This is a genomic window from Curtobacterium sp. MCSS17_016, from assembly GCF_003234255.2.
GTDB classification, from domain to species: Bacteria; Actinomycetota; Actinomycetes; order Actinomycetales; family Microbacteriaceae; genus Curtobacterium; species Curtobacterium flaccumfaciens.
Genome location: NZ_CP126254.1, coordinates 1,567,929 through 1,589,240, shown reverse-complemented (window position 1 = coordinate 1,589,240; position 21,312 = coordinate 1,567,929). Strand labels below are relative to the sequence as shown.

Below are 21,312 nucleotides of genomic sequence, written 5' to 3'. Positions count from 1 at the left end.
GGTCAACCAACGCGTGCGATCCATTCGAGGTAGAAGAGTCCGACCCCCGCCGCGACGAAGAGCCCGGCGATGATCCAGAAGCGGACGACGACGGTCACCTCGGCCCACCCCTTCAGTTCGAAGTGGTGGTGCAGCGGACTCATCAGGAAGATGCGCTTGCCGTGGGTGATCTTGAAGTAGGCCCGCTGCAGGATGACGGAGCCGGTGACGATGAAGAACAGGCCACCGATGAGGATGAGCAGCAGCTCGGTGCGGCTGAGGATCGCGAGGCCGGCCAGGGCACCGCCGAGGCCGAGCGACCCGGTGTCACCGAGGAAGATCTGCGCCGGCGAGGTGTTGTACCAGAGGAACCCGATGAGCCCACCGCAGACCGCGGCCGCGACCACGGCGAGGTCGAGCGGGTTCGAGACGGTGTAGCAGGCGTGTGCGGTGTTCGAGTCGAGCCGTGCCCCGCCGCAGATCTGGTTCGACTGCCAGAAGCCGATGATGACGTACGAGCCGATCGCCAGGATGCTCGACCCGGTGGCCAGGCCGTCGAGCCCGTCGGCCACGTTCACGCCGTTCGACGTGGACACCGTCAGCAGGACGATCCAGGCCAGGAACAGCACGGTGCCGATGACGGTGCCGAGCGCCATGAAGTCGAGCCACGGCACGTCGCGGATCGCCGAGATCATCGTGGACGCCGGCGGCTTGCCGTTCGACGTGGGCACGACCAGGGCGATCGTCGCGAAGATGACGCCGACGATGACCTGGCCGAGGATCTTGGCCCAGCCGCCGAGCCCGAGGCTCCGCTGACGGCGCACCTTGAGGAAGTCGTCGATGAAGCCGACGAACCCGAGCCCGACCATCAGGAACAGCACGAGCAGCCCGGACAGCGTGATCGAGTCGCCTCCGATCAGGTGGCCGACGAAGTACCCGATCACCGCACCGATGATCAGCACGATGCCGCCCATGGTGGCGGTCCCGCGCTTGGTGTGGTGGGACTGCGGACCGTCGTCACGGATGAACTGCCCCCACCCGAGACGGTGGAAGAGCTTGATGAAGGACGGGGTGAGCAGCAACGTGAACACCAGCGACGTGGCGCCGGCGATGAGGAGCGCGATCATTCGGTGACACCTCCGAGGCGGTCGCCGAGGAATCGCAGTTCGGCAGACTTCGAGGACTTGACGAGGACGACGTCGCCGGGGCGGAGCATCTCCTGCATGGCACGGACGGCGTCGTCGACGTCCTCGATGTACACGGACTCGCCGTCCCACGATCCCTCGAGGGTGGCGGCCTGGTGGATGGGCATCGCGCCGCGGCCGACGACCACGAGCTGTCCGATACCGAGGCGGACGACGAGCCGACCGATGCGGTCGTGCTCCTCGACGGAGTACTCACCGAGCTCGGCCATCTCACCGAGCACGGCGACGGTCCGCTCCCCCGGGCGCACGATCTGCGCCAGGGTCCGCAGCGCCGCCGCGGTGGAGTCGGGCGACGCGTTGTACGCGTCGTTGATGACGGTGACGCCCTCGGGGCCGCCCTGGAGCAGCTCCATGCGCCAGCGCTCGGCGCGCGTCATCGACGCGAGCGCCGCGGCGCCGTCGGCGAGCGGGACGCCCCACAGGTGGGCCACGGTGAGCGCGGCGGACGCGTTCATGGCGTGGTGCTCACCCAGGATCGCGAGGCGCACGTCGACGTGATCCGGGCCTCCAGACAGGGTCGCATCCGTCGGACGGTCGCCTTCGGGGCGGAGGGGAGGCGCGGTGAGGGTGAAGCGGGTGCCGCTGCGGTCCGTCTCGATGCCGGTGATGCGGTAGTCGGCCTCGGCCGACGTGCCGAAGCCCACCACCCGCGCGGCCGTCAGGTCGCGCATCGACGCGACGCGGTCGTCGTCGAGGTTGAGCAGCGCCGTGGCGGTCTCGGGCAGGTCGGTGACCATCTCGGACTTCGCGCGCTGCGTCGCCTCGATGCCGCCGAACTCGCCGGCGTGCGCGAGGCCCACCTTGAGGACGACGCCGAGGTCGGGCTCTGCGATCGAGACGAGCTTGGCGATGTGACCGACGCCGCTCGCGCCCATCTCGACCACCAGGTACCGGGTGTCGTAGGTGACGCGGAGCATCGAGATCGGTGCGCCGACGTGGTTGTTGAACGAGCCCTCGGGCGCGACGGTCGCACCGTGCTGCTCGAGGATCGTGCGGAGCATGTTCTTCGTGCTCGTCTTGCCGTTCGAGCCGGTGATGCCGACGACCCGCAGGGGTGCCGGGCGACCGTCGGCGTCGACGCGGTCCGCGGTGCTCATCCGCACGCGCGTGACGACCTCGTGCGCGAGCGCGGCGAGGGCTTCGTACCCGTCGGCGACGACGATCTGCGGCGCGGTGGTCTCCACGCGGTCGGGCGTGATCACCAGGGCGGCACCGGCGTCGACCGCTGCGGGCACGAAGCGTCGGCCGTCGGTGACCTCACCGGGCAGGGCGAAGAAGACGCTGCCGGGGCGGACCAGGCGGGAGTCGGTCTCGACCGAGCCCTCGACGACCAGGTCGCCGGGCTCGGCGACGTCGGTCGCCTGCGCGCCGCCGATCAGCTCGCCGCCGACCGCGGTGGCGATCTCGGCGAGGGTCATGGCGATCATCGGACGTCCTCCGCCGGACCGGAGTTCGGCTCCCAGCCGGCCTCGCGCAGGGCCACGCGGGCCTCGTCGCGGGCGGAGTACGGCGTGCGGACGCCCTGGATGTCGCGGTAGTCCTGGTGACCAGGGCCGGCCCAGAGGATCGAGTCCCCCTCGCCGACCAGGCTCACGGCCGTGCGGATGGCGGCCTCGGGCGGGCTGACCTCGTGGATCTCGTGGTCGGGGTACGCCGCACGTGCGGCGTCGACCAGGGTCTTCCGGATCGACGCGGCGTCCTCGAAGCGGGGGTGGTGGTCGGTGACGACGAGGATGTCGCTGCCGGCCGCGGCCACGCGGGCCATGTCGCCGCGCTTCGTGGTGTCGCGGTCGCCGTCGGCGCCGAACAGCATGAGGACCTTGCCGGAGGTGAACTGCCGGACCGCGGCGAGGGTGTTCTCGAAGGCGTCGGCGCTGTGGCCGAAGTCGACGTAGACGCTCGGGCCGTGCTCGCCGGAGACACGCTCGGTGCGGCCGGGCAGGTAGCACTCGATGGCGGAGACGCGGTGGGTCTCGCCGTCACGCTCGCTCGCGTCGTCCTCGTCGGGGTAGCGGCGGTGGTTGCTCTCCAGCGCGTGCGCGATGGCACCCAGCTCGAAGCCGCCCTCGACGAGCATGACGATCGCGAGTGCCGCGTTCGCCGCCATGTGCCATCCGATCAGCGGCACACGGGTGGTCAGTTCGCGGCCCTCGGGGCCGGTCAGACGGAACTCGGTGTAGGCGGCGTGCGCCTCGACGATGTCGACGTGCCACTCAGCCTCGACGTCGGGGTGCACGGTGATCGTGGTGACCGGGATGCGGGAGTCCTGCACCACGCGGTGGCCCCAGTCGGTGTCCAGCGAGACGACGCCGCGACGGGCGTGCTCGGGCTGGAACAGCGGGAGCTTCGCCTGGTAGTACTCCTCCATGTCGGCGTAGTCGTCGAGGTGGTCGTGCGACAGGTTCGTGAAGGCCGCGACGTCGAAGACGATGCCGTCGACGCGGTGCCGGCTGAGGGCCTGGGCGCTGACCTCGACGGCGACCGCGCGGACTTCGCTCTCGCGCATGCGGGCGAGGAGCGCGTGCATCTCGCTGGCCTCGGGCGTGGTCAGGCGGCTCGTCACGCTGAGCGAACCGATGTGGCGCTCGGCGGTCGAGCTCAGGCCGGTGACCAGGCCGAGCTGCTTGAGGATGCCCTCGAGGATGTAGGACGTGCTCGTCTTGCCGTTCGTGCCGGTGACGGCGAACAGCTGCGGCAGGTCGGTGGCCTCGTCGGGGTGCGTGCGGTAGACCCACGCCGCGACGTCGCCGAGGGCGGCGCGGGGGTCGTCGACGACGAGCACCGGCAGCCCGGACGGCTCGACCAGTGCGACGCCGTCCTGGTCGGTCAGGACGGCGACGGCGCCGCGCTCGGCGGCCTCCGTCGCGAACTGTGCGCCGTGCCGGTTCGCACCGTGCACGCCGACGAACAGGTCACCCGGCTGCACCTCGGTGGCGCTCAGGGTGACACCGGTGGTCTCGATGCTGTCGACCGAGCCGACGACTCGCAGACCGAACGCGTTGGCGAGTTCGGAGACGGCCCTCGGGGTCGGGTGTTCGGGTCGGAGGACCGGGGGGATCCGTGCGGACAAGTGTTCCTTCTTCCTCACCACGTGGACGGGTAGAGCTTCGCCTCGGACGCGGAGGGGGCTACTCGGTACTTCTCGAGCACCTGGGACATGAGTGTGCGGAACGCCGGAGCCGCTCCGCTGGACCACTTGTTGGTCTGCGGCTTCGTGAACGTCACCGTGACAACATACTGGGGGTCTTCGGCGGGTGCCATTCCGGCCACCGACGTGATGCGCTGACCGCCGTAGCCCTGCGACCCCTCGGCCACCTCGGCGGTGCCGGTCTTCGCGGCGATGTTGTAGCCGGAGATCGGCTTCATGCCCACCAGCGTGCCACCCGTGACGACGCTCTGCAGCATGCCGGTGACCTGCGTGGCGGCGGCTGCGGAGACGACCCGCTGCTTCTGCACGTCGGGCGCGTCGATCGTCTTGCCGTCGGCCGTGGTGCAGCCCTTGACGAAGTGCAGCGGGATCCGGACACCGTCGTTCGCGATCGTCTGGAACACGCTCGCGACCTGCACGGCCGTCGTCGAGATGCCCTGACCGAACATCGAGTTGATGTTCGTCTGCTGGTCCCAGTTCGGACTCGTGCCGTAGTCCATCGAGGGCTGGCCCGGGTAGTCGATGGCCGTCTCCGGCTCGAACAGCCCGAACTTCTTCATGTAGTCGAAGCGCTGCTGGGCGGTCAGCCGTGCGCCGAGCTCGGTGATGCCGACGTTCGACGAGTTCTGCAGGATGCCGGTGAGCGTGAGGTTCTCGGTGGGGTGGAACTCCGAGTCGTGGATCGTGCCGCCCCAGGGGAACGTGCGCGAGTAGGGCACGACCGCCTGGTCGGTGGGGTTCGACTTGCCCTGGTCGAGCAGCGCGGCGGCGATGGCGGCCTTGATCGTGGAGCCCGGCTCGTACGACGCCGTCAGGGCACGGGAACCGAAGGCGCCCTTGTCGGTCGTGGCGTCGACGTCGTTCGGGTCCACCGTCGGGTAGTCGGCGACCGCGAGCAGCTCACCCGTCTTGACGCTCGTGACCGTCGCCGTAGCGGACTCCGCCTGCAGGGTCTTGGCGGCGGACGCGATGGTCTGCTGCGCCATGTACTGCAGGTCGCTGTCGATCGTGGTCTCGAGCGTGCCGCCGTCCTTGGCCTTCTTCGTGGTCACGGTGCTGCCCGGGAGCTGCACGCCGTCCTCGCCGCGCTCGTAGGTCTCGGACCCGTTGGTGCCCGCCAGGCACTGGTTGTAGGAGTACTCCAGGCCGGCCTGGGCACCGTCGGTGCCCATGAAGCCGGTCAGGTTGCCCGTGGTCGCACCCGTCGGGTACACCCGCGCCGCCTGCGGCTCCGGGTACAGCCAGGGGATGCCGAGTGCCCGCACGGCCTCGTAGTGCTGCACGTCGAGGCCCTTGACCAGGTACGCGAAGTCGGACTTCGGGTTCGCGGCGATGTTCTTCCGCATGGTCGCGACGTCGCCCCCGGAGGCCTTCGCCAACGCGCTGAGGGCGGTGCCGACGCTGACGTTCTTGATGCGGGTGCCGCCGAGCTTGCCCGTGAACTGCTTGACCAGACGCGGCGAGGTCGTGATGTTGTACCGGGTGACGCTGTCGGCGAGTTCGGTGCCGTTGCGGTCCACGATCGACCCCCGGGTGCCGTAGATCGTCACGGGGATGCTGCGCTTCTGGGCCGACGCCTTGTTCAGCTCGGACGCCTGGACGACCTGGATGTCGACGAGCCGCACCACGAACACCCCGACGAGGGCGATCACGGCGAGCATCACGATGCTGTAGCGCAGGCGTCGGTTGCGGATCGTCTTCGTCACGCGGTGCGGTCCTTCCCGGGCGGTGCTGAGGGTGCGGCGGACCCGCCGGTCACCGGGTGGAGGGCGCCTGGAGCGGGTTCGCGTCGGACTCTACGGACGACTTCGCCGTCCCCTGGTCCGACGCGCTGGCGCCGCTCGTCTTCTCAGACGTGGCGGTGCTGTCGGTCGATCCCGTTGCGCCCGTGGTGCCCGACGACTCCTTCGTGCTCGACGTGCCCGACGTGTCCGTCGTGCTCGTCGTGCCCGTCTCCTTGCTGGTGGAGGTGTCCCCCGGCTTCGTGGCCAGCGGGACGTCGTTCAGCAGCGAGTTCGGCACCTGGTTCTCGGTGGACGCCGTGGCCTCGTCGGGCTTCGCCGGCGTCGGCGTGCCGTACACCCGACCGGTCTTCGGGTCGAGGTACACCGGCGTCGAGTTGGCGATCATGCCGAGCGACTGGGCGTTGCGGGCCAGGTTCTGCGGCGAGTCGAGGACCCGGAGCTGCTCGGACAGCGACTGCTGCGTGCGGGACAGGTTCGTCTGCTCGGCCGACAGCGAGTTGAGCGTGTAGGCGCCCTGGCTGAGCACCATGCTGATGCCGAGCTGGGCCAGCAGCAGGATCCCGAGCGCGGCGACGGCCACCACGGCGTACCCGATGCGGGGGCGTGCCCGGCGCTGGGCCGCGGTCGGGGTGACCTCGACCAGCTCGGGGCGGTGCTGACGGTCGGGGCGCGGGGCCCGCGACGGGACGACCGCAGGGTCGACGAGTGCGAGGTTCGTGCTCATGTCAGTTCCGGATCCGCTCGGCCGCGCGCAGGCGCACGGGGGTTGCTCGGGGGTTGGCGGCGCGTTCGGCCTCGTCGGCCAGCTCGGCGCCCTTGACGATCAGGGAGAAGGTCGGGGCGTGCTCGGGCAGCTCCACCGGCAGGCCGGCGGGGGCGCTCGACTTCGTGCGCTCCACCAGGGCCCGCTTGACGATGCGGTCCTCGAGGGACTGGTACGACTCGACGACGATCCGGCCGCCGACCGCGATGGCGTCGAGCGCCGCCGGGATCGCCCGCTCGAGCACGCTGAGTTCGGCGTTGACCTCGATGCGGAGTGCCTGGAAGACGCGCTTGGCCGGGTGCCCCTGACGCTGGATGGCGACCGGGGTCGCGTCGTGCAGCACCTGGACCAGGTCGCCGGACATCTCGAACGGCTTCGTCGCCCGCCGCTCGACGATCGCTCGGGCGTAGCGGCCGGCGAGCTTCTCCTCGCCGTAGCGCTGGAAGATGCGGCGGAGTTCGCCCTCGTCGTAGGTGGCCAGGACGTCGGCGGCGGTCTGCCCCTCGGTCCGGTCCATCCGCATGTCGAGCGGTGCGTCCTGGCTGTACGCGAACCCGCGCTCGGCCCGGTCGAGCTGCAGCGAGCTCACGCCGAGGTCGAACAGCACGCCGTCGACCTTCGTGAAGCCCTCGCCCTCGATCGCGTCGACGATGCCGTCGTACACGGTGTGCACGAGCCGGACACGGTCGCCGAAGCGGGCCAGGCGCTCCCCCGCGATGCCGAGTGCGTCGGTGTCGCGGTCGAGCCCGATGAGCGTCAGCTCCGGGAACCGCTCGAGCAGGCCCTCGGAGTGACCGCCCATGCCGAGCGTGGCGTCGACGACGACCTTGCCCGGGCCCTCGAGCGTCGGCGTGAAGAGGTCGACGATGCGCTGGAGCATCACCGGCGTGTGCGGGAAGCGTGGCGTCTCGTTGTCGTTGTCGGCCATGTGCAGCCCCTCGTCTCCTGGGCCGTGGGTCCGGATCCCCATCCATGCGACCTGACACCGGGGAAGTGGCGTCAGGGCTTCACGGCTGGGAGTCCCGATCCGCGGATCAGAAGATCCCCGGGATCACCTCCTCGTCGTTGTCGGCGAATGCCTCTTCGGCTTCGGCGTAGTAGGCCTCCCACGCGGGGGTGGACCAGATCTCGGCACGGTCACCGCTGCCGATGACCGTGAGGTCCCGCTCGAGCCCCGCGTACTCGCGGAGGTTCTGCGGGATCGTCACGCGGTTCTGCTTGTCGGGCTGTTCGGCGCTGGCCCCCGAGAGGAACAGACGCATGTAGTCCCTGGTGCGCTTCGACGTCATCGGGGCGGTCCGGATGCGCTCGTGGAGTTCATCGAACGTCCGGGCGCTGAAGACCACGACGCAGCGTTCCTGGCCGCGGGTCATCACGAGCCCGCCGGACAGTTCGTCCCGGAACTTGGCGGGGAGGATCACGCGACCCTTCTCGTCGAGCTTCGGGGCATGAGTACCGAGCAGCACGTCGGGCCTCCCCTCCGCTCCACCGGACCGTTGCGAGCCCCACTTTACTCCACTCCCCTCCCCCCGACCAGGAATCCGCTCCCTTTTCCGCCCGCGACACCCCTACTGGGGGCATCGAGGCCGGAATGCACCCCGCGGGGATGACCGTGGATGCCCGGATCCATGCGGTTCGCGAGGGCCGGAGCAGGCGTGGAGGAAAGTGGAGGACTTTCGCAGCCGGTGGAGCGCCTCGGGGCGCGCCGCGGGCTCACGACGCCGAGTGGGCGCGAACCGTCGCTCGCGCAGCCCCCATCCGACAGTTCGTGCGACCTCGGCGGCCAGCACGCGGCATGTCGTGACCACTCGCGCACGCGCCCGCGGCGGTCCACCCCGGCCTGGAGGCCCGTGCCACCTCCGCCGCGGCGCTCACGCGGGCGGCACGGTCGGCTCCACTACGCCCGGCCGCCGGTCAGCGCATGGTCACGACGTGCCGCCGCCACGACGCCGAGTGGTCACGAACTGTCGCTCGCGCAGCCCCCAGCCGACAGTTCGTGCGACCTCGGCGGCCAGCACGCGGCATGTCGTGACCACTCGCGCACGCACCGGCGGCGATCCACCCCGGCCTCCCCGGCCTGGAGGCCCGTCCCACCTCGGCCGCGGCGCTCACGCGGGCGCACGGGCGGCTCCACCACGCCCGGCCGCCGGGGAGCGCGTGGTCACAACGCACCGCCGCCGCGACACCGAGTGGTCACGAACTGTCGCTCGCGCGGCCCCCAGCCGACAGTTCCTGCACCCTCGGCATCCACCGCGCGGCATGTCGTGACCACTCGCGCACGCACCGGCGGCGGTCCACCCCGGCCTCCCCCGCCTGGAGGCCCGTCCCACCACCGCCGCGGAGCTCACGCGGGCGCACGGTCGGCTCCACCACGCCCGGCCGCCGGTCAGCGCGTGGTCACGACGTACCTCCGCCACGACGCCGAGTGGTCACGAACTGTCGCTCGCGCGGGCCCCAGCCGACGGTTCCTGCACCCTCGGCGTCCACCGCGCGGCACGTCGTGACCACTCGCGCACGCACCGGCGGCGGTCCGGCCCGGCCTCCCCCGCCTGGAGGCCCGTCCCACCTCCGCCGCGGCGCTCACGCGGGCGCACGGTCGGCTCCACCACGCCCGGCCCCCGGTCAGCGCATGGTCACGACGTCCCGCCGCAGCGACGCCGAGTGGTCACGAACTGTCGCTCGCGCGGGCCCCAGCCGACAGTTCCTGCACCCTCGGCGGCCAGCACGCGGCATGTCGTGACCACTCGCGCCGGCACGACCCCGGCCCGCCCGACCCACAGGCCACCGGGAACACGAAACGGGGCCGACCCGAAGGCCGACCCCGTGGAGGACTGTGGAGGGAGCCCTGGCGACCCCCGTCAGCTACTGACTCTGGTCGTTGCGCTTGTCCCAGCGCTCGTTCATCCGGTCCATGAAGGACCCGCCACCACCGGCGGACGGACGCGCCGACCCACCGGACGCGGGCTTGCCCGGCCGAGCGGGCTTCGCCTTCGGGGCACGCATGCCCGGGCGCAGCGCGAACAGGACACCAGCGAGCATCACGACGAAACCGAGGATGCCCAGCAGCGGCGCCTTGATCACCAGGCCGACGATGACGATGGCGACCCCGGCGAGTGCGCCGAGGACACCGAGCGTGATGGCTGTGTACGTCGGACGACCCTGTCGACGTGTGACACGAGCCACGAAATCGGAATCGTTCTGGTAGAGGCTGCGCTCCATCTCTTCGAGAAGGCGCTGCTCCTGTTCCGAGAGCGGCATCTTGGTTCCCTCTGTTCCTGGGATCGACGCGGGGTTGAAAAACGCGGGTTGAGTGGACCGATTCTATGCCTCGACCACTCCACTAGGGTAGGGATCGTGGCTGAGAGTACGCGATTAGTGGACCTCGTATCGGCGCGTATCGACCGGGCACTCGACGAGCAGCGTGAACGGCTCCTCGCGATCAGCCCCGACCTCGCGCCGTTCGACCGGTACGCCCGAGACCTGTTGTCCGGCGGCAAGCGCTTCCGGGCGCTGTTCTGCTACTGGGGATGGCAGTCGGTGGCGGGCCGTTCGGGCTCGTTCGACCCGCTGGCCGAAGGGTCCCGGCAGACCACCGCCGAGGCCGTCGTCACGGTCGCCGCAGCGCTCGAGGTCTTCCACGCCGCAGCTCTGGTGCACGACGACATCATGGACCGCTCGGACACCCGTCGTGGGCGTCCGGCCGCGCACCGCCGCTTCGAGTCCCTGCACGAGGAGTCCGGCTTCGTCGGCGACCGCGGGCAGTACGGCACCAACTCCGCGCTGCTCCTCGGCGACCTGCTGCTCTCGCTGAGCGACTCGGTGTTCGACGAGGGTCTCGCGCTCCTCGACCCGGTGCGGGCCCGCATCGTCCGCCAGGAGTTCCACGCCATGCGCCTCGACGTCACGGCGGGGCAGTACCTCGACGTGCACGAGGAGACCGCCTGGCCCGTCATCGACGAGTCCGAGCACCTGCTCCGCGCCCAGCGCGTCATCGTCTTCAAGTCGGCGAAGTACTCGATCGAGGCCCCGCTGGTCATCGGCGCCCTGGTCGCCGGCGCGAGCGACTCCCAGCTCGAGGGCCTCCGCGCCTTCGGACTCCCCCTCGGCGTGGCGTACCAGCTCCGCGACGACATGCTCGGGGTCTTCGGTGACCCCGGGGTCACCGGCAAGCCGGCCGGCGACGACCTGCGCGAGGGCAAGCGCACCGTCCTCATCGCCTCGGCGCGCAAGACGCTGGCGAGCGGCCCGCGGCAGCTCCTGGACGAGCTCCTCGGCGACCCCGACCTCGACGAGGAGCAGGTGCAGATGCTCCGTGCGACCCTCACCGAGTCCGGTGCCGTCGCCGCTGTGGAGCGGTCGATCGAGCGGCACGTCCAGCGCGCCAAGGCGGCACTGGACGCCTCGCCGCTGACACCGTCGGCACGCGAGCAGCTCGCGTCGCTGGCCGACACGGTCAGCCGCCGGTCGTCCTAGACGCACCCCGCAGGACAGACGGGAGGCCCGGTGCCAGCTGGCACCGGGCCTCCGGTATGTCCGGAACGCGTCTAGAGCAGCGACTGGGCGATGCGACGCACCTCGGCCTTGCGACCGGCGCGCAGCGCCGCGATCGGCGTGGTGCCCATCGCGTCGTCGACGGTGAGCATCCAGCGCACCGCCTCGTCGTCGGTGAAGCCGTTGTCGCCGAGCACGATCAGCGTGCCGCGGAGTTCGGGCATGGGCTCGCCGTCCTCGAGGAACTCGACGGGCACGCGCAGCACACCGCCGACGCGGGCTGCGAGCAGGGTCTTCTGCTCGAAGAGTCGGTGGATCCGTCCGGGACTGGTGCTGAACATGTCCACCAGCTCGGGGACGGTCAGCCAGCGTTCGGAGAGGGACAGGTCGTCGACGGGTGCGGCACTCACACGCCCATGGTGCCAGAGTGACCGCCGGAGTGAATGCGCCTCGTTCGTCACATTCGTCACATCCACCCCATCTGACTCTCTGGTTGACTTGGGAATCAGGCCATGCCAGCGTTGTGGCACCTGTGAGTGCGCGCATGCGTGCGCACGGCTCAGTCGAGATCAGGAGAAACCCGTGGACCACGCTGCAGACGAAGTCGCCCGGCGCGCACGATCCGCCCGGTTCGCCACCATGCCCATCGTCCTCGCGGGCACCATCGCCGTGACCGCAGGCCTCACCGGCCCGGTCGCGCACGCCGAGCCCCGGCACGACGACGCCGACGCGAACCACAAGCGCCACGTCGACCAGGACCGCGCCGTGACCGACCGCCCGGTGTTCGGCACCGCCGTCGCCCGGCCGCCGCAGACCGTCGTGCGGACCGTCGCCGCGACCACGAAGGCCCCCACCACATACACCGTCCACCACGGCGACACGGTCTCGGGCATCGCCGCCCGCTTCGGCCTGTCGGCGCAGGAGATCCTCGTGCGCAACGGCCTCGGCTGGAACACGATCATCCACCCCGGGCAGACCCTCCACCTGGCATCGACCCCCGCCGTCACCACCGCGGCGGTGCGGAGCTCCGGGTCGACCGGCGGCTCCGGCTCGGACACCTCGAGCTACCACGTGAAGCAGGGCGACACCGCCTCCGGCATCGCGTCCCGCGTCGGCGTGTCGACCACGGCGCTCCTCAGCGCGAACCAGCTGTCGCAGCGCAGCGTCATCTACCCCGGGCAGACGCTGCGGGTGCCGCACGGTTCGTCGTCGACACCGTCGGTGTCGACCGCCTCGGCCCCGTCGACCAAGTCGAGCGTGCAGATCAGCGCCGGTGACACCGTGGCCTCGATCGCCGCCGCGCACCACGTCTCGGTCAAGTCGCTCCTGTCGGCGAACGGCCTGTCGTACACGAGCACGATCTACGCCGGCAAGACGCTCGTCATCCCGTCGTCGAACGCCACCGCCGCGGTCGCTGCCAGCGCCGCGGTGAGCGGTGCCGTAGGCCTGAGCGCCGAGCAGCGCCAGAACGCGGCCACCATCGTCGCCGTCGGTCGATCGCTCGGCGTCCCGGACCGCGGCATCGTCGTGGCCCTCGCCGCCGCGATGCAGGAGTCGAGCCTCCGGAACCTGCCGCACGGCGACCGCGACTCGGTCGGCCTGTTCCAGCAGCGGCCGAGCCAGGGCTGGGGCAGCGCGGCGAAGCTGCAGGACCCGGCGCACGCCACCGCGCTGTTCTTCGGCGGGCGGAACAACCCGAACGCCGGCAAGACCCGCGGGCTGCTCGACGTGCCCGGCTGGTCCTCGATGAGCATCACCGACGCGGCCCAGGCCGTGCAGCTCTCCGCCTACCCGAAGGCCTACGCCACCTGGGCGAGCGCCGCCGAGGGCTGGCTGGCGACCCTCTGAGCCTCATCCGGAAGATCGAGATTGGGTCACGGCCGGTGCGCCGGTGCGTCCGAGTGCGGTCTCGATTCGTAGAATGCCGCCGATGACCACCAACGCCGCCACGGACCCGATGATCGGTCGCATGATCGATCAGCGGTACCGCGTCCGCTCCCGCATCGCGCGCGGGGGCATGGCGACCGTCTACCTCGCGACCGACGTGCGCCTCGAGCGACGCGTCGCGATCAAGATCATGCACGGGCACCTGGCCGACGACCAGGCGTTCCGTGAGCGCTTCATCCAGGAGGCCCGTTCGGCCGCCCGGCTGTCGCACCCGAACCTGGTGGGCGTCTACGACCAGGGCGCCGAGGGCGAGATCGCCTACATCGTCATGGAGTACATCGCCGGCATCACGCTGCGGGACCTGCTGCAGGAGCACCACGCCCTGACGCCCGAGCAGGCGACGGACATCCTGCGCGCCGTGCTGGCCGGCCTCGCCTCGGCCCACCGCGCCGGGATCGTGCACCGCGACCTGAAGCCCGAGAACGTCCTGCTCGCCGACGACGGCCGCATCAAGCTCGGCGACTTCGGCCTGGCCCGCGCCACGACCGCGAACACGGCGACCGGCGCGGCACTGCTCGGCACGATCGCCTACCTGTCCCCCGAGCTCGTGACGCGCGGCGCCGCCGACTCGCGCAGCGACATCTACGCGCTCGGCATCATGCTCTACGAGATGCTCACCGGCGAGCAGCCCTACAAGGGCGAGCAGCCGATGCAGATCGCCTACCAGCACGCCAACGACTCCGTGCCGGCACCGAGTGCCGCCGTGTCCGGGGTGCCGCCCGAGCTCGACGAGCTGGTCGCCTGGTCGACCGCACGCGACCCCGAGGACCGCCCCCGCGACGCCCGCGAGATGCTCGACCACATGTCGGGCAACCAGCAGCGTGCGACCGGCCAGTACCGCACGGCCGTGCTCCGCCCCGAGAACGGGACCGCGATCCTGCCCTCCGGTGGTGCCGGCACGCTCGGCGCCGCAGCGGCCGCCGCCTCGGTCAGGGCTGCAGGAGTCGCAGGTGCGGACGAGGCCGCCATCATCGACCGGTCCGGCGACCGGGACACCGGCGACCGCGGTCGAGCGCCCGCCCGTGCCCGCGGCAACGCTCCGGGTCCCCGTCGCACCGGGGCCCAGCCGGGCGTGCTCTCCCCCGCCGGACAGCGGCTCGCCGACCAGTCGGCGAAGCGTCGGAAGCGCGGCTGGATCCTGCTGTCCGTGGTCGTCGTGCTCGCGCTGATCGGAGCCGGCTTCGGCTGGTACTTCGGCCCGGGGCCGGGTGGCAACGTGCGGATCCCGGAAGTCACGGGCAAGTCGGTCTCGCAGGCCCGGCAGCTGCTCGAAGCACAGGGCCTGCAGGCGGCGTCGAAGACCGGGACACGGTTCGACGCCGTCGTCGCGAAGGGGCAGGTCTCCACGACGAAGCCGGCCGCGGAGCGCGAGGTGCAGAAGGGCACGGCGGTGCAGATCGTCGTGTCGAACGGCCCCCGGATGATCCCGCTGCCGGCGATCGTCGGCCAGCCGCTCTCCACCGTGACGGCCGCGCTCGACGACGACTTCGAGCTGCAGGACGACCGGTACGAGTTCTCCGCCGATGCCCCGAAGGACACCGTGGTCGCGGCGACCGGTCGGGCGTCCGGCGGCAAGGCCCTCGACCTCACGACGGTGCAGGCCTACGGCGAGACCGGGCCGGTCACCCTGACCGTCTCGCTCGGGCCGGTTCCCGACGTGGTCGGCAAGACGGTCGACGAGGCCTCCGCCGCACTCGACGAGGTCGGCCTGATCCTCGGCGCCCGCACCGAGGAGTACAGCGACACCGTGCCCTCGGGCCAGATCGTCTCCGCCGCCGTGCAGGACTCCCCCGCCGTGCGCGGGTCGGCGGTGGACGTCGTCGTGTCGAAGGGGCCGACGCCGATCACCGTGCCGGACCTCGGAGCGGAGCGGCCCACGATCAACGAGGCGACGAAGACCCTCGAGGACCTCGGCCTCAAGGTGTCCGTGCCCGACTGCACGAACATCCTCTGCGGCTTCTACGACTGGAAGTCGAAGCTGCCCGTCACCGGCACCGACCCGGGCGCCGGCGCCACCGTCTACCGCGGCGACACGATCACCCTGTCCTACGACCAGTAGGTGCGGACACCGCACCCTCGGCCCTGGACGCGACCCCAGGACGGACGGGAGGCCCGTGGCGGCGCCGTCACGGGCCTCCCGTCCGACACGCGAAAGCGACAGAACCCCGCGAACATGCCGCGGGGTTCTGTCGCTTCGGCGAGACGGTTCCGGCGTTACGAGCGGTCGGGCTGGTGCGCGCCGAGTTCCTCGGCCACCAGGAAGGCGAGCTCGAGGGACTGCATGTGGTTCAGGCGCGGGTCGCACAGCGACTCGTAGCGGGTGGCGAGGGTGGCCTCGTCGATGTGCTCCGAGCCGCCGAGGCACTCGGTGACGTCGTCACCGGTGAGCTCGACGTGCATGCCACCCGGGTACGTGCCGACCTGGCGGTGGGCCTCGAAGAAGCCGAGGACCTCGTCCACGACGTCGTCGAACCGGCGGGTCTTGTAGCCCGTCGGCGTGGTCAGGCCGTTGCCGTGCATCGGGTCGGTGACCCACAGCGGGTTGGCGTCCATGCCCTTGATCGCCTCGAGCAGCTTGGGCAGCTCGTCGCGGATCTTGCCGGCGCCCATCCGCGTGATGAAGGTCAGGCGACCCGGCTCACGGTTCGGGTCGAGCTTGTCGACGAGCGCCTTCATGTCGTCGACGCTCGTCGTCGGGCCGAGCTTCACACCGATCGGGTTGCGCACCCGCGACAGGAAGTCCACGTGGGCGCCGTCGATGTCGCGCGTGCGCTCACCGATCCAGATGAAGTGCCCGGACGTGTCGTACGCCAGGCCGGAGCGCGAGTCGATGCGGGTCATCGGGCGCTCGTAGTCCATCAGCAGCCCCTCGTGCGAGGCGTAGAACTCGACGTGCTTGAGCGCCTCGAAGTCGGCACCGCAGGCGTCCATGAAGCGGATCGCGCGGTCGATCTCCTTGGCGAGGTGCTCGTAGCGGGCGTTCGCGGGGTTCGAGGCGAAGCCCTTGTTCCAGGAGTGCACCTGGCGCAGGTCGGCGAAGCCCCCCTGGGTGAAGGCCCGGACGAGGTTCAGCGTGGAAGCAGCGGTGTGGTACCCCTGCACCAGGCGGCGCGGTTCGGCCGTCCGGCTCTCCGGCGTGAAGTCGTAGCCGTTCACGATGTCGCCGCGGTAGGCGGGCAGCGTGACGTCGCCGCGGGTCTCGAAGTCGCTCGAGCGGGGCTTGGCGAACTGCCCGGCCATGCGCCCCATCTTGATCACGGGCATCGAGGCACCGTAGGTCAGCACGACGGCCATCTGCAGGATCGTCTTGACCCGGTCGCGGATGGAGTCGGCGGTGGCACCGGCGAAGGTCTCGGCGCAGTCACCGCCCTGCAGCAGGAACGCCTTGCCCTGGGCGGCGGCGGCGAGCCGCTCACGCAGCTTGTCGACCTCGCCCGCGAACACGAGCGGCGGGAGCGTGGCGATCTCGGCCGAGGCGGCCTCGGCCGCGGCGGCGTCCGGCCAGGTCGGCTGCTGCTTGATCGGGAGCGTCCGCCAATAGTCGAGCCCCTCGATGACGTCCGGATCCTGCAGGGCGACGAAGTCGGTCGACTCGGGCAAGGGCGTTACCTCGGTGTTCTGTGCGGGCGGCCCGACGACGCTGACCGGCACCGGGCCGCGCGTCGTCGATGGGCGTCCTGGCGGGGTGCCGGGACCATCAGAGCCTAACGTGCAGGCGTCGACTTCCGTTCCCGCATGACGGCCTCGCGCGCGGAGCTCGCCCGCTCCTTCACGCTGGTCGCGTAGACGTCCACGTACTCCTGACGGCTCAGGCCGGCGAGCTCGTGCATGACCTCGTCCGTGACGCTGCGCAGGATGAAGCGGTCGGTCTCGAACCCCTGGAACCGCGAGAAGTCGAGCGGCTTGCCGAACACGACCCCGACGCGCTTGATCTTCGGGAACCGCTGCCCGATCTGCTGCACCTCGCGCGTGCCGACCATGGCCACGGGGACGACGAGCACGCGCCCCTCGAGGATCATCCGAGCGATGCCGGTGCGGCCGCGGTAGAGCTTGCCGTCAGGGCTGCGGGTGCCCTCGGGGTAGATGCCGAGCTGCTCACCGCGCGCCAGGACCTGCAGGCCGGTGCGGAGCGATGCCTCGGACGCCTTGCCGCCGGAGCGGTCGATCGGCAGCTGGCCGATGGCGTTGAAGAACGTCTTCGTCGCCCAGCCCTTCAGGCCACGGCCGGTGAAGTAGTCGCTCTTCGCCAGGAACGAGAGTCGACGGTCGAGCACCGCCGGCAGGATCACCGAGTCGATGAACGAGATGTGGTTCGAGGCGAAGATGACCGGGCCCGAGGTCGGGACGTGCTCACGCCCGACGACCCACGGCCGGAACAGGGTGAGGATGAGCGGGCCGAGCACGAAGTTCTTCAGCAGCCAGTAGGTCATCGACGACTCCAGGTGGTGAGAAGGTCCGGGTGGTGCACGGCCCGGGGGTGGGCGGTCGTTCGTGTGTGCGTGTGCGCGTGTGCGTGTGTGCGCGTGTGCGCGCCGACCCTACGCCGTGCGGGCGTGGATGCGGGCGAGGTCGGCGGCACCGACGACGCCGGCGTCGTTGACGAGTTCGGCGATCACGAAGTCCGGCTCGGGGTGGTACCCGCGGGCCGGCAGGTTGTTGAGGTACGCCTGCTTGATCGGGTCGAGCAGCCGGTCCCCCGCGCTGGCGACGCCGCCGCCGAACACGAAGAGCTGCGGGTCGAGCACCGCGGACAGCGACGCGCACGCCTCGCCGAGGTGTCGACCGAGCCGACGGAGGGCCGCGAGGGCACCCGGGTCGTCGGCCAGGATCAGGTCGCCGACGATCTTGCCGTCGAGCTGGCCGCCGTTGTCGGCGCGGGCGTCGGCCAGGGCCGAACCGATGCCACCGGCGTCGGCGACGTCGTTCGCCATGCGCTGCAGGGCGCGGCCCGAGCCGTACTGCTCGATGCAGCCGCGGGCGCCGCAGCCGCAGGGCAGCCCGTTCGGGACGATGCGCAGGTGGCCGATCTCGCCGCCGGTGCCGAAGCCCCCGCGGAACAGGCGGTCCTCGGTCACGATGGCCCCACCGACGCCCGTGCCGATGGTCAGCATGGTCATGTCGGACACGAGTCGACCGGCGCCGAACCGGAACTCGGCCCAGCCGGCGGCGTTCGCGTCGTTGTCCACCGTGATGTGCAGGTCGCCGAGGCGCTGCTGCAGCTTCTGCCGGAGCGGTTCGTTCCGCCACCGGATGTTCGGCGTGTAGTAGACGATCGACTGCGAGGCGTCGATGAACCCGGGGGCAGCGACCCCCACGGCGCCGACCTGGTGGAGCGAGCTGAGTCGCTCGACCATCGAGACGACGTCGTCGAGCATGGCGTTCGGGTCCGCAGCGTTGGTGGCCACGCGGTCCTCGACGACGATCTCGCCCAGTTCCGTCACGACCGCACCCGCGATCTTGGTGCCCCCGATGTCGATTCCGATGGCGTGCACGAGCAACGAGCCTACCGGTTCGCCGCGAAGTCACGGAACGCCCGGTGACGCGTCCTATGCTGGCGGTGTCGCCTCGGTGTTGAGGCGCACTCGAGTCGAACCGGCAGACAAGGGAGTCACCGTGAACGATCAGCGTCCTGCACGCAGCAGCGCCTCCACCGACACGTCCACCGTTGGCACCGCCGCCACCGGGACCACGCCGTCGGCCGGGAGGCACGTCACGCCGCCCAGCGCAGGTCCCGTCGCCCCGGACCACGGCTCGGCAGCGCGGCTCCTCGGTGACCGCGTCCGGCTGACGCCCGACCGTCCGATCCTGGCCCAGCGCCACGGCGACACCTGGACCACCTTCACCGCGGCGGAGACGCTCGCCCGGGTGCGCGGCATCGCGAAGGGCTTCGTCGCCGCCGGGCTCGAACCGGGCGCGCACGTCGCGATCCTGTCCCGCACCCGTCTGGAGTGGACCCTGGTCGACTTCGCCGTGTGGACAGCCGGCCTGGTGTCCGTGCCCGTGTACGAGACGAGCTCCCCCGACCAGGTGCGCTGGATCCTGTCCGACTCCGAGTCGGTCGCGATCATCGTGGAGCAAGAGGAACACGCGCGCCGCGTCGCCTCCATCGCACCCGACCTGCCGTCCCTGGGCCAGCACTGGACGATCGACGGCGGCGGCCTCGACGACCTGACCCGGCTCGGCGAGGACGTCACCGACGACGAACTCGACGCCCGGACCGCGAACGTGCACGGCCACGACGACGCCACGATCATCTACACCTCGGGCAGCACCGGTCGACCGAAGGGCTGCGTCCTGCGGCACGACAACTTCACCGCCACGGTGGAGGGCGCGAGCGAAGCCATGCCCGAGGTCGTCGCCGACGGCGCCTCGACCCTGCTGTTCATCCCGCTCGCCCACGTCTTCGCCCGGTTCATCGCCGCGATGTCGGTGTCCGCCGGCGTCCTCGTCGGCCACGAGCCGGACACCAAGGACCTGATGCGGGCGGTGTCGACCTTCAAGCCGACGTTCCTGCTCGCAGTCCCCCGGGTGTTCGAGAAGATCTACAACTCCGCCGAGCAGAAGGCCGACCTCGGCGGCAAGGGCAGGATCTTCCGCGCGGCGGCCGACACCGCGGTCGCCCACTCCGAGGCCCTCGCAGCCGGCAGGGTGCCGTTCCTGCTCGGGCTGAAGTTCAAGCTGTTCGACCGGCTCGTGTACGCCAAGCTCCGCGACGCCCTCGGCGGCCGCGTCGAGTACGCCGTCAGCGGTTCGGCACCCCTCTCCCCGCGGCTCTCGCACTTCTTCCGCTCGATCGGGGTGCTCATCCTCGAGGGCTACGGCCTGACCGAGACCACCGCCCCCGCCACCGTCAACCGTGCCCGGGAACTCCGCATCGGGACGGTCGGGCGGGCGCTGCCCGGCATCGAGGTCCGGATCGCCGACGACGGCGAGATCCTGATCCGCGGCGTCGACGTCTTCGACCGGTACTGGCGGAACGACGAGGCGACCGAGCACGCATTCGCCGACGGCTGGTTCCGCACCGGCGACCTCGGCCGGATCGACGCCGACGGGGTCCTCACGGTCACCGGACGCGCCAAGGAGCTCATCGTCACCGCGAGCGGGAAGAACGTCGCGCCGGCACCGCTCGAGGACGGCATCCGCGAGCACCCGCTCATCGGCCAGGTCGTGGTCGTCGGCGAGGGCAAGCCGTTCGTCGCAGCACTCGTGACGCTCGACCGCGAGATGCTCCCCGGCTGGTGCGAGTCCCGCGGCATCACCCCGGCGCTGAGCGGGCACGAGGCCGCCTACGACGAGCGCGTGCTCTCCGCCGTCCAGGAGGCCATCGACGCCGCCAACGGCCGGGTCTCCCGCGCCGAGTCGGTCCGGTCGTTCACGATCCTCGACACGGACCTGACCGAGGCCTCCGGGCACCTCACGCCGAAGCTCACGATCAAGCGGTCGGTGATCCTCAAGGACTTCGCCGCGGACATCGACCACATCTACTCCGGGTCGAAAGTGCAGACGACGGCGACCCCGGTGATCGAGGGTCGGCGCCGCAACCGCGCGTAGCGCCCGCCGGGCGTACCTGGTCGTTCCGGGCGTACCGGGTCGGTTCTTCCGACCAGGTACGCCCGATTCCGGTAGGTACGCGCAGGTGTGGGCGCCACCGCCAGGAGGCCCGGCGCCGGTCCGCCGGACTGGCACCGGGCCTCCAGGCGGTCGCCGCGCGTGCGGCTGGCAGCTTTCGGGCGTACCTGGTCGTTCCGGGCGTACCTGGTCGATTCTTCTGACCAGGCACGCCCGATTCCGCCAGGTACACGCGCGGCCGCCCCGCTGAGCGACCAGCCCCGGGCGTACCGGGTCGATTCGGGCGTACCGGTCGATTCGGGCGTACCAGCTCGTTCCGGGCGTACCAGGTCGTTCCGGGCGTACCGGGTCGATTCTTCCGACCAGGTACGCCCGATTCCGCCAGGTACGCGCGCGGCCGCCCCGCTGAGCGACCAGCTCCGGGCGTACCTGGTCGTTCCGGGCGTCCCGGTCGATTCGGGCGTA

16 protein-coding genes are annotated in these 21,312 nt (G+C 71.0%); 4 read left to right on the top strand and 12 right to left on the bottom strand.

The annotated features are described in order from the left end of the window. Positions 1-2: 2 nt before the first annotated feature. The 8 genes from mraY to DEJ19_RS07550 all read right to left on the bottom strand — a co-directional run bounded on the left by mraY (position 3) and on the right by DEJ19_RS07550 (position 10,098). Positions 3-1,106: a phospho-N-acetylmuramoyl-pentapeptide-transferase gene (mraY, locus tag DEJ19_RS07585; RefSeq protein ID WP_071405416.1), complete on the bottom strand. Its 1,104-nt coding sequence runs from the start codon at positions 1,104-1,106 to the stop codon at positions 3-5. Then, entirely contained in the window at positions 1,103-2,611 is a 1,509-nt protein-coding gene (locus tag DEJ19_RS07580; protein WP_111233504.1) for a UDP-N-acetylmuramoyl-tripeptide--D-alanyl-D-alanine ligase, read from the bottom strand. Before DEJ19_RS07580 ends, mraY begins: the two co-directional genes overlap by 4 nt. Further along, positions 2,608-4,254, bottom strand: coding sequence for a Mur ligase family protein (locus DEJ19_RS07575; RefSeq protein WP_071405414.1), 1,647 nt, complete (start codon positions 4,252-4,254; stop codon positions 2,608-2,610). Before DEJ19_RS07575 ends, DEJ19_RS07580 begins: the two co-directional genes overlap by 4 nt. Before the next feature lie 14 nt (positions 4,255-4,268). Further along, entirely contained in the window at positions 4,269-6,038 is a 1,770-nt protein-coding gene (locus DEJ19_RS07570) for a peptidoglycan D,D-transpeptidase FtsI family protein (RefSeq protein ID WP_111233503.1), read from the bottom strand. A 49-nt stretch (positions 6,039-6,087) separates the two neighbouring features. Beyond that, positions 6,088-6,801: a cell division protein FtsL gene (gene ftsL, locus DEJ19_RS07565; protein ID WP_111233502.1), complete on the bottom strand. Its 714-nt coding sequence runs from the start codon at positions 6,799-6,801 to the stop codon at positions 6,088-6,090. A 1-nt stretch (position 6,802) separates the two neighbouring features. Continuing rightward, complete coding sequence (rsmH, locus tag DEJ19_RS07560; RefSeq protein WP_071405412.1) at positions 6,803-7,768, bottom strand: 16S rRNA (cytosine(1402)-N(4))-methyltransferase RsmH; 966 nt, start codon at positions 7,766-7,768, stop codon at positions 6,803-6,805. 106 nt (positions 7,769-7,874) lie between these two features. After that, on the bottom strand, positions 7,875-8,306 hold the full coding sequence (gene mraZ / locus DEJ19_RS07555) for a division/cell wall cluster transcriptional repressor MraZ (protein ID WP_111100995.1): 432 nt from the start codon (positions 8,304-8,306) through the stop codon (positions 7,875-7,877). Positions 8,307-9,702: 1,396 nt separating this feature from the next. Next, positions 9,703-10,098, bottom strand: a complete 396-nt coding sequence (locus DEJ19_RS07550; protein WP_110864614.1) for an SCO2097 family morphological protein — start codon at positions 10,096-10,098, stop codon at positions 9,703-9,705. A 96-nt stretch (positions 10,099-10,194) separates the two neighbouring features. Here DEJ19_RS07550 and DEJ19_RS07545 point away from each other — a divergent pair, with 96 nt between their 5' ends. Beyond that, on the top strand, positions 10,195-11,313 hold the full coding sequence (locus tag DEJ19_RS07545; RefSeq protein ID WP_111233501.1) for a polyprenyl synthetase family protein: 1,119 nt from the start codon (positions 10,195-10,197) through the stop codon (positions 11,311-11,313). 71 nt (positions 11,314-11,384) lie between these two features. Here DEJ19_RS07545 and DEJ19_RS07540 read toward each other — a convergent pair whose 3' ends face one another. Next, positions 11,385-11,741, bottom strand: a complete 357-nt coding sequence (locus DEJ19_RS07540) for an Rv2175c family DNA-binding protein (protein ID WP_171907813.1) — start codon at positions 11,739-11,741, stop codon at positions 11,385-11,387. A 172-nt stretch (positions 11,742-11,913) separates the two neighbouring features. Between DEJ19_RS07540 and DEJ19_RS07535 the strand changes: the two genes are divergently transcribed. Further along, positions 11,914-13,179, top strand: a complete 1,266-nt coding sequence (locus DEJ19_RS07535) for a LysM peptidoglycan-binding domain-containing protein (RefSeq protein WP_258377421.1) — start codon at positions 11,914-11,916, stop codon at positions 13,177-13,179. An 82-nt stretch (positions 13,180-13,261) separates the two neighbouring features. Further along, the gene (pknB, locus tag DEJ19_RS07530; RefSeq protein ID WP_111233538.1) at positions 13,262-15,337 is read left to right on the top strand and encodes a Stk1 family PASTA domain-containing Ser/Thr kinase; all 2,076 of its coding nucleotides are present in this window, start codon (positions 13,262-13,264) and stop codon (positions 15,335-15,337) included. Between the two features lie 155 nt (positions 15,338-15,492). On the opposite strand, the gene DEJ19_RS07525 is transcribed toward pknB, so the two are convergent. From DEJ19_RS07525 to DEJ19_RS07515, 3 genes are all read right to left on the bottom strand, one after another. Then, positions 15,493-16,878: a class II 3-deoxy-7-phosphoheptulonate synthase gene (locus DEJ19_RS07525; protein WP_111233537.1), complete on the bottom strand. Its 1,386-nt coding sequence runs from the start codon at positions 16,876-16,878 to the stop codon at positions 15,493-15,495. A gap of 104 nt (positions 16,879-16,982) precedes the next feature. Beyond that, positions 16,983-17,708, bottom strand: a complete 726-nt coding sequence (locus DEJ19_RS07520; protein WP_071405408.1) for a lysophospholipid acyltransferase family protein — start codon at positions 17,706-17,708, stop codon at positions 16,983-16,985. Between the two features lie 108 nt (positions 17,709-17,816). Beyond that, positions 17,817-18,770 carry an ROK family glucokinase gene (locus DEJ19_RS07515; protein ID WP_111233536.1) on the bottom strand — a complete coding sequence of 318 codons (954 nt, stop codon included), beginning with the start codon at positions 18,768-18,770 and terminating at the stop codon, positions 17,817-17,819. 121 nt (positions 18,771-18,891) lie between these two features. Between DEJ19_RS07515 and DEJ19_RS07510 the strand changes: the two genes are divergently transcribed. Beyond that, positions 18,892-20,829 (top strand): AMP-dependent synthetase/ligase, encoded by a 1,938-nt coding sequence (locus tag DEJ19_RS07510; protein WP_111233500.1) that lies wholly within the window; start codon positions 18,892-18,894, stop codon positions 20,827-20,829. Positions 20,830-21,312 lie beyond the last annotated feature (483 nt).

Excerpts from the sequence above, each read along its gene's own strand:
- mraY (WP_071405416.1), bottom strand. The coding sequence starts at position 1,106 with ATGATCGCGCTCCTCATCGCCGGCGCCACGTCGCTGGTGTTCACGTTG.
- DEJ19_RS07580 (WP_111233504.1), bottom strand. The coding sequence starts at position 2,611 with ATGATCGCCATGACCCTCGCCGAGATCGCCACCGCGGTCGGCGGCGAG.
- ftsL (WP_111233502.1), bottom strand. The coding sequence starts at position 6,801 with ATGAGCACGAACCTCGCACTCGTCGACCCTGCGGTCGTCCCGTCGCGG.
- rsmH (WP_071405412.1), bottom strand. The coding sequence starts at position 7,768 with ATGGCCGACAACGACAACGAGACGCCACGCTTCCCGCACACGCCGGTG.
- DEJ19_RS07550 (WP_110864614.1), bottom strand. The coding sequence starts at position 10,098 with ATGCCGCTCTCGGAACAGGAGCAGCGCCTTCTCGAAGAGATGGAGCGC.
- pknB (WP_111233538.1), top strand. The coding sequence starts at position 13,262 with ATGACCACCAACGCCGCCACGGACCCGATGATCGGTCGCATGATCGAT.
- DEJ19_RS07520 (WP_071405408.1), bottom strand. The coding sequence starts at position 17,708 with ATGACCTACTGGCTGCTGAAGAACTTCGTGCTCGGCCCGCTCATCCTC.